At 45.3% G+C, this 8,428-nt stretch carries 8 protein-coding genes; 1 reads left to right on the top strand and 7 read right to left on the bottom strand.

Annotated elements, in window-relative coordinates; genetic code table 11:
• On the top strand, window positions 1–433 hold a 433-nt coding region (locus tag VF500_RS04155), incomplete at its 5' end, for a Crp/Fnr family transcriptional regulator (RefSeq protein WP_330858461.1).
• A gap of 296 nt (window positions 434–729) precedes the next feature.
• Here VF500_RS04155 and VF500_RS04160 read toward each other — a convergent pair.
• From VF500_RS04160 to VF500_RS04190, 7 genes are all read right to left on the bottom strand, one after another.
• Window positions 730–1,311, bottom strand: a complete 582-nt coding sequence (locus VF500_RS04160) for an HPP family protein (RefSeq protein ID WP_330858462.1) — start codon at window positions 1,309–1,311, stop codon at window positions 730–732.
• A 13-nt stretch (window positions 1,312–1,324) separates the two neighbouring features.
• Window positions 1,325–2,575 (bottom strand): cation:proton antiporter, encoded by a 1,251-nt coding sequence (locus tag VF500_RS04165; protein WP_330858463.1) that lies wholly within the window; start codon window positions 2,573–2,575, stop codon window positions 1,325–1,327.
• Window positions 2,576–2,599: 24 nt separating this feature from the next.
• The gene (locus VF500_RS04170; RefSeq protein WP_330858464.1) at window positions 2,600–3,901 is read right to left on the bottom strand and encodes a phenylacetate--CoA ligase family protein; all 1,302 of its coding nucleotides are present in this window, start codon (window positions 3,899–3,901) and stop codon (window positions 2,600–2,602) included.
• Window positions 3,898–4,275 (bottom strand): holo-ACP synthase, encoded by a 378-nt coding sequence (gene acpS / locus VF500_RS04175; RefSeq protein ID WP_330858465.1) that lies wholly within the window; start codon window positions 4,273–4,275, stop codon window positions 3,898–3,900. The genes VF500_RS04170 and acpS overlap by 4 nt, the downstream gene beginning before the upstream one ends.
• Window positions 4,272–5,954, bottom strand: coding sequence for a C45 family peptidase (locus VF500_RS04180; protein ID WP_330858466.1), 1,683 nt, complete (start codon window positions 5,952–5,954; stop codon window positions 4,272–4,274). The genes acpS and VF500_RS04180 overlap by 4 nt, the downstream gene beginning before the upstream one ends.
• Window positions 5,947–7,461, bottom strand: coding sequence for an NAD(P)/FAD-dependent oxidoreductase (locus VF500_RS04185; protein WP_330858467.1), 1,515 nt, complete (start codon window positions 7,459–7,461; stop codon window positions 5,947–5,949). Before VF500_RS04185 ends, VF500_RS04180 begins: the two co-directional genes overlap by 8 nt.
• A partial coding sequence (locus tag VF500_RS04190; RefSeq protein ID WP_330858469.1) for a methyltransferase domain-containing protein occupies window positions 7,462–8,428 on the bottom strand: 967 nt, incomplete at its 5' end.

Here is an 8,428-nt window from a genome sequence, read left to right on the forward strand (position 1 = left end):
CTTAGGTAGTACCGAGTTTTACCCGGTTTCGGCCACGGCCATCGAGGCGGGTATAATTTGCTATATCGAAATGCCCTTTTTTGAAAGCACCCTGCAGGTTAACAATAACTTTGTGATCAAACTGATGCGTTTTTTTGCCAACGAGCTACAGGAATCAGAAAAACGAATGCGTAACCTGGCGCACATGCCGGTTAAAGGGCGCGTAGCCCAAGCCTTTATTTCGCTTAAAAATAAATTCGGGCTAAATGAAGAGGGCTTTATCAATATTGAACTCACCCGGCAGGACCTGGCTTCATTTACAGGCGCCGCCTATGAATCGCTGTTCCGTACGCTTAATGATTTTATCGATGAGCAGGTCATCGAAATATCCGGCAAAAGCATCCGCATAAAAAATGAAGCCGTGTTGTTGAAGTTTACTGAAGAAGAGCAGTAAACCATTCTATTGCTGGGCCGTTGTTGGTGTTGTCACCAACAACTTTTTTAATCCGTTCGTTCTTATAATCAAGACATCGCCATTTGCTATACAACAAGGTAATTACGTAGCGCAGAGTTGTTGGTGACAACACCAACAACGGCGGGAACATGGGCAAAAGCACTTGGGGCGACGCGGCAATCCCGTAGCTATACAGGGCGGACATACATTGGCTACGAGATTGCCGCGCTACGCTCGCAATGACATTTTTTGTATTCCCCCAAAACTTGTAGTGTCAAACAACCAAAGCAAACAACCTACCGCTTATACCTGCGCCAAACATGCAGCCATTTTTTATTATTAGGGTAGTGCCGGTGTTTGGTCATGTTGTTAAACAAAATAGCTATTAACAGCAGGATCATCGCCCCTGAAAATACCGGGCTAAATACATACATATAGCCAAGCGCCTTAATTTTTTCAGACCCGATGTTGGCAATCAATGCCGTAGCGCCACCCGGTGGGTGCAGGGTTTTGGTGATCTGCATTAATACTATCGATACAGATACCGATAGTGCAGCAGCCAGCCATACTTCATGAGGAACCAGCTTGTGTATGGTAACCCCAACCAGCGCACAAAGCACATGTCCGCCTATCAGATTACGCGGCTGTGCCAGCGGACTGTTAATAACACCATAGATCAATACCGAAGATGCACCGAATGAACCGATCAGGAAAAGATTATCTGCTGCGGTAAAATACCTGCTGTTCAATAATCCGATAAGTGCTATACCCGAAAATGAGCTGACAAACGTCCAGAAATGTTCCCTGAAATCGACAAGGGTTTCTTTGTAAACGATGTATTTTGCTGTCCGTATGTGCCTGTGTATCCTTCTTCTCATATCATCACCGGTCTTAGCCTATTGTTTCTTCTTCTGTTAAAGTTTCTTGTTCCTGGTTGTGTTTAATTAGTTTTTTACCTGCCCGCTCGGTGGCAAATGAGGCTACTACGCAGGTAACCAATATCAGGATAATGGTGCCATTCAAAATATTATCATCAATGATCTGGGCCTTAAAACCAACTAAAATGATAGCCAGCGTAGCCGCTGCATGCGCGCTGCTTAATCCGAATATCAATGTGCGCTGCGTTGACGAATATTTAAATATTTTTTGGGTCGATAGCGCCGCCAGCCATTTACCAAGCAAAGCTCCGAGCGTAAGGCTAACCGCCACAATGGTAGCCTGCGGTCCGCGGGCAAGCACACGCAGATCAACCAGCATACCTACGCTGATCAAAAAGAAAGGAATAAATATGGCATTGCCTACAAAGTCGATCCTGTTCATTAAAGTTGATGATTGCTGAACTGCTTTATTTAGCGCCAGCCCGGCCACAAAAGCACCGATAATAGGCTCAACCCCGGCCAACTGCGAAAGAAAGGCCGACAGGAACACGATAAAAAGGACAAACACATAAGGCAATGTTTTGCTGTCGCGATAGCGGTTAAAGAACCAGCGTGCCAGTGGCGGTATCAGCACAAACATAATAAAGGCGAATATTGACAGCGAGATCACCAGTTGCAGCCAGAAGCTAAAACCCAGTCCGCCGTTTTTGGCACCCATTATTACGGGCAGTAATATCAACACGGCTGTATCGGTCAATATAGTGCCGCCTACACTAACGGCTACAGCCTCGTTTTTGGAGATGCCGTAACGGCTCACAATAGGATAAGCAACCAGCGTATGGGTAGCAAACATGCTTGCCGTTAGTGCAGATGTGATGAGCGGATAATTCAGCAGGTAATAACATATCGGGAAGCCGATGAGTATCGGGATACAAAAAGTAAGGAAGCCAAATACCAGGCTGCGGTGTTTCTTTTGCTTAAATTCGTTCAAATCAAGCTCAACCCCGGCAATGAACATGATGTACAGCAAGCCGATGGTTGAGAACAGGTCGATTGCCGAATTTTTCTTGAGCAGGTTTAAGCCATGCGGACCAATAGCTATCCCAGCCAAAATAAAACCTACTATCCCCGGAAACCTGAACTTACCCATAATAATGGGGGCAAGTAAAATGATCAGTAATATCAGCGAGAAGATAAGCACCGGGTTACTAAACGGCAGTTCAAACTGCTGCGTTAACCGGCCCAGGATATCGGCATTATGCATGCCGCAAATTTAGCACATAATAAATTACTTTCTCCTGTCGATAAATTTAACCGGCTTGCGTACCGCTTCAGGGAATTGTAATTTCTGCATTTTATCCGCTTTAAGGTAGGTAATATGCGGACTTACCCTCAGCCGGGCCTGTAAATTGGCGCGGATCTTCCGGTCGCACTCATCTGTGTAATTTATAGGCAGCAGGTGCAGCAGCACTTCGTCCATGCCTATCTCGTTTGAGTATACTTCGGCCACAAAATCGCGGATCTCTTCCATCCCATTCAACAGATCAAACAATGCCGGCGGGTAAAGCGTGGTTCCCTTAAACTTTATCATCTGCTTTTTACGGCCTACTATGGATGACAGCCTGATACTGGTGCGCCCACAAGCGCAGGGCTCATCAAAATAGTGGCAGATGTCGCCGGTTTTATAACGGAGCAGCGGCATCCCCTCAACGCCCAGTGTGGTAATAGTAACCTCTCCCGATTCGCCGGGAGCAACGGGGTTGTTATGTTCGTCCAGTACTTCTACTATCAATAATTCGGGTTGATGGTGCCCACCCCTGCCCTCGCTGCATTCGGTAAAAGCCGTTTGCATTTCGGTAGAGGCATAGGTTGAATAAAGTTTGATATCCCAGGCTTCGGTGATCTTTTGGCCGAGGATATTCAGGCTAAAATCAGTGTTGCGGATATTCTCGCCAATACAAACCGCCTTTTTTACCGAGGATGCATTGATATCGATATGATGCTCCTGCGCAAACTGAATGAGCTTTAAAATAAACGATGGCACGGCAACTATAGCTGTAGGTTTCAGCCTTAAAATAGTTTCCCATTGCAGCGATGGCACACCCGGCCCTAAACGGATAATGCCCGCGCCAATTTTACGGATGCCAGAGTAATAAGCCATACCGGCCATAAACTGCCTGTCGAGCGTAAGCATCAATTGGTAAAGGTCGGCTGCTGAGCCATCGGCACAGGTAAAGGAATTGTATTCGTTATAGGCAAGGCGCTCCAGATCACCCTCGGTAAGGGCAATAGTTACCGGGCTGCCTAAGGTACCCGAGGTCGAGCTGTATTCAATGATCGTCCCTCGTTCTACACACAAAAAATCATCGTTGTGTTTCTGCAGGTCTTCCTTGGTGGTGGTCGGGATCAGCCGCAGATCATCGAGTGTTTTGATCCGGCTGATATCAATATGATGTGTTGCAAACAGGTTTTTATAAAATGGCGAATTTTGCTTGAGATAAGCCAGCAATTCCTGCAGTTTTTGCTCCTGGAATTTTACAACTTCCTGTTTGGGTTGAAATGCTAATGGTTTAGGTGGATGTGTGATCACTTTTCAATAATTATCACTGCAGATGCCATTGTTTTTAAATGGGTTAATGATACGGAAATTTTTAGCGGCCCGTTGCGGTTTATCACCGTCGCGCTTTCGCCAATAGGCTCCAAAATGGGTTTGCCATTTTCATCGTTAGTAACTTCAATCTCGTTAAAAGCGGTATCCTTTAGCCAGCCGGTGCCATACGCTTTAAAAAAAGCTTCCTTGGCTGCAAAGCGTGCGGCATAGTGCTGGTATTTATTGGTTTTACTCTCGCAATAAGCAATCTCCTTTGCCGAAAAAACCAGCTCACGGAAGCCTTGCTCTTTGGCAATGCTGCTTTGTACGCGTTCTACCTCTATCATATCAATTCCAACCCCTGCAACTGTCATGAGCTTAATTTTTTAGTACATTTTTCAACCTGCTTTTTGATATAGTTTTCCTCGTTTACCGTGGCTACTACTTTGGTTAAAGCTGTTTTATAATACCCGAGGGCTTTTTTATAATCGCTGTGCTTAAACGAGTAATCACCTGCAATAACATAAGCATGATAAAACTGCGGATTGCTGGCTACTACACTGTCCGGATTGATCTCGACGCCATCAAAAGCTTTTTGCTTCAGGGTACGGTAAGTAATGAAATCATGATAGGCCTGTGTGTTCAAAAACGTATCAGGCTTAATAGTCAGCGCGGTATCAATAATTTCATGATCGGTTTGCATGCCTTTCATCGCGAAGATCTTTTTCAGATCGTAGGCCACAAACTCGCCCAGTTGCCATGGCGATGTAGATACCCAAACCAGCAGCTTTTGCGGCTCAAACACTACCGAGTGATGGGCTATCAATTGGTTCAGGGCTTTTTCGTTGCCCATGCCAATATCTTCGCCGTGCAGGCCCTGGCGGTCACGTAGAATATCCACCGTTTTTTGCACAGTGTTTTTCCCTTCGGCATTCAACAGTTCCATTAAGCGCTGATATCGGTACGGCGACGCGCTGTTGCTGAGCTGCACCAGGTTTTCTTTGGTGTGCGCCAGCCCCTTGCTTTGAAAATGGTTAGCGCAAACAATAAAGTTTTGGTGCGGATCGTATACATCCAGCGTATCGGGAGTTTTTTCGATCACTACGGCCTTATTATCCTCCGCCGAGGCCACCAAAAACGATTCGGACACAAACATCTTACGCTTTTTGGCAATCGCAATGGCCTGATTAATGTTTTCGGCATACTGCAAAATCTCTCGGGCCACTAAAGATACCGGTGTAGCAGAGCCTGATGGAATATTGGTTTTATCGGCATTAATGGTAACGCTCAGGCCTTTTTCATTCATGCCTGATACTGCACCCACAAAGCCGCCCCAGGTTATGGTCATGAATTTATGCCCTTCACTTGGGTTGAAGAACGCCACCATTTTATCCCGCGCAAAATTATCGCCCACATAAAAATCAAAATTGCGGCCTACGATCATGGTGCCATCGGCCGAGCGGTCATTCCAGGTACCGAACGAAGTGCAGCCCACCAGCGCCATGCTTTGTAAAGCGTGACCGATATCATGTGCCGCATGGTAATTTAATATGCGCTGATAATTGGAGCCAATGAACTGGTATTTATCCGAGGCTGATTTCGAGATGCCATAGATCTCCTCTTTATATTCTTCGCTTACATTTTTAGCCAGGTCGCGGTTAAACCAGGCTATAAAATACTTTAAAAAAAACAGGTATGATTTTGAGGGAATGATCTTGTTGATCTGGTCGGTAAAGTAAACTTCCTGGTTAACCACCAGCTCTTTACTGAGTTTACCATTGATCACGCCACGTTCAAAAGGTTTGCCCTCCACATACATTTCAAACAAACCACTTTTGCTTTTCCTGAACCAGTTATTATTGATAGTATAAAAGCCCGGCGAAAGCTCTTTGCGCTGCAATTGCAAACTGCTCAGATCGGCAGGTTTAGGCGGATAATCAATAGCTACGCAATACAGGTAAATAAAGCCAATGAGCAGCAATCCCACAAACACAAGACCTGTGTACAGTAATCTTTTCCTGACCTTTTTCCAACTGAATTTCCTGTTACGCATTTCTTATTTTATCTATCAATTCATCATTGCCCAGCAAGGCGCAACAGGTTACTATCCCGCTCATGGCAGCACCCAAAATGCCATGTAAATTAAGGTTTTGACCCGTGAAGTACAAATTAGGCAATTTGGTGCGCGGCGAAATAAAGGTTTTAAGCGGATGCTTATAATCTTTGGCAATGCCATAAAGCGAGCCATCGTCATTACCAATATAATCGCGGTATGAGAGCGGTGTGGCTGTATAGTAGGAATAGACCTGCTCCCGCAAACCCGGGAACTTCAACGCCACATCCTCCAGTAAAACTTCGGCTTTACGCCTTTTAAATTGCTCGTAAGTTTCACCGCGATAAGCTTCATCGGATACCGTATTGAAAGTGTCTTCCCATGGTTTTACTTCTTCGTAACGCATATAAGCCAGTATGGTCATGCCATCGGCGTATTCCGTATTTTTTGATGATGGGGTCATGAACACTGCATACCCCAGCGGCCAGTTTTGCTCCGTGTAATCGGCCATGTGCCATACCTGTCCGTCTTTAAAGCTGTAAACGTTATGGCTAAAATATTTGAACGAATCTTTTTTAAACACGATGTTGATGGTGAACGACGACACCGAATTTTCCAGGCTTTTCAACCGGTTGCGGTACACGTTTTTAATCACCGACGAATCCGTCATTTCCAATGTTTTTACCGGGTGAATGTTGGAAATAAAGTGATCCGCATATAGTTTTTCGCCATGCTGCAGTTCAACATATGCTATTTTACCTTCTTGCTCCACCAGTTTTTTTACGGCTTTATTACGGATGATAACGCCTCCCCTGTCGCGGATATTGCGGGCTATCAGTTTGGCAATCTGCGAGCCACCGTCAACACATTTCCAGGAGCTTTCAATATAACTGTTGAGGATCAGCGCATGAACATATAGCGGCGTTTTATCGGCCTGCCCGGCGTATAAAGAGTTGTTGCCTGCCAGTACCTGCTGCAGTTTTTTATTATTGGTGATAGATGCCAGGAAAGCTTCGGTATCCACCTCCAGCACATCAGCCTTTTCATAAAAATCATCCGACGAGCGCAGATTATATAACGGAAACTTATCGCAAACCTCTTTCAGCTTAGCACAGTAAGCGCGTAAGGCAGGTTCCTCATAAGGGAAATAAACCAATAGCTGTTTAATGAAATTTTCATACCCCTGCGCTTGCGGATATTCCACCGGATCATTATCTATCATGATCTTATCAAAGGCGTCAGGGTCCTGCTTTTGCAGTTTCAGCTTGCCGATAATATCGATATACTTAAAAATCTGGTACAGGTTCTGCCCCTCGTCAAGTCCGCCCAAATAATGTACGCCCGAATCAAAGATCACCCTATCCCGCACGTAGGTTTGCAGGGAGCCGCCAAGCTGTTTGTTTTTTTCAACAACACAAACCCGGTAACCTTCGCGGCCCAGCATATCGGCGCAAACCAATCCGCCCATGCCACTGCCAATGATCAGTACATCAAACCTATCGTCCATTTAAAGCACCTGTCCTTCCTTTTTGATCACAAAAATAATATTTGAAGTGTACCTGGTATTGTCAATTTCGGTGACCGAAAGCTTATGCCCAGCTGCAATATCCCTCAGCATTTGCCCCGAAAGAAAAGATAGCCCATTTGCCCCTGTTTTATTAAAGCCGAGTAGTTTGGTTGAAAACGTTTCGGTAAGTTCGGTTCCCTTGTGTCTTTCCTGCATATCCTTATTGCCATCCCTGATAATGAGCTGACCATTAGGGTTCAATTGCGCAATACATTTTTCTATCAATCGCTTTTGCGCATCCGGCTGTAAATAGTGCAGCATATCGGCCATAATAATGGCATCATATTGCTGCATTTCAAAAGCAAGGGCATCGGCATAAACAAAATTGATCTCAGCCGTTTTACTGAAACAGTTGCCAGCTACTTCAATCTTTTCCTCATCATAATCAACTCCGGTAAACTCGCGCCCCGGCGCTGCAAAATGCAGCATGTAGGGCATAAAACCATAACCACAACCCAGGTCAAGCATTTTGCCCTGTTTAGGCAGCAAGTCATGAAATACCTGGTAATTTTTTTCGAGTTTTACTTTAATGCGCATGTACCACTCCAGCACCGGGCCTTTGTACAGGTAGTTATAAAACAGCTGCTCCTTGTAGTACGCCGGCTGCTCAATTTCGGCGCTTAGCTTTTGGTATTCATCTTTAAAATACCGACTGATATTTTTAGTCCGTTCGGCGTAGCCTGAGCCAAATGAGGTATCATTAGCCGTGATTCTCGGCAGGTATTTTATAGTGATAGTTCCGTTCTTTAACAGGAAATCGCCCTTCGTCATGTTGTAGCCTGTGCCGTGCAATATGATGGGCAAAATGTCCATTCCCAATTGCTCGGTCAAAAAGAATGCCCCTTTATGAAAACGCTTCATTTTGCCATCGGGTGATCGACTTCCCTCGGGGAAAATCACCATCGAA

This window comes from Mucilaginibacter sp. (assembly GCF_036383575.1).
Lineage (GTDB): Bacteria > Bacteroidota > Bacteroidia > Sphingobacteriales > Sphingobacteriaceae > Mucilaginibacter.